Source organism: Pseudolabrys sp. Root1462 (assembly GCF_001426945.1).
In the GTDB taxonomy this organism is placed as follows: Bacteria; Pseudomonadota; Alphaproteobacteria; order Rhizobiales; family Xanthobacteraceae; genus Pseudolabrys.
Genome location: NZ_LMFS01000002.1, coordinates 1 through 272, shown reverse-complemented (window position 1 = coordinate 272; position 272 = coordinate 1). Strand labels below are relative to the sequence as shown.

The following is a 272-nucleotide window of genomic DNA, read 5'->3' as shown; positions in this document are numbered from 1 at the left end:
ACTGCTGCCTCCCGTAGGAGTCTGGGCCGTGTCTCAGTCCCAGTGTGGCTGATCATCCTCTCAGACCAGCTACCGATCATCGCCTTGGTAGGCATTTACCCCACCAACAAGCTAATCGGACGCGGGCTCATCTCATAGCGAGAGCATGCAAGCAGAGGCCCCCTTTCTCCCATAGGACGTATGCGGTATTAGCCCGAGTTTCCCCGGGTTGTCCCCTACTACGAGGCAGATTCCCACGCGTTACTCACCCGTCCGCCACTCTACTTACCCCC

General features: G+C 58.5%; 1 rRNA gene (running past one end of the window). It reads right to left on the bottom strand.

The features are described from left to right. Positions 1-272, bottom strand: a 16S ribosomal RNA gene (locus ASD45_RS16675); its annotated part reaches 754 nt to the left of the window's first position; the annotation flags it as partial.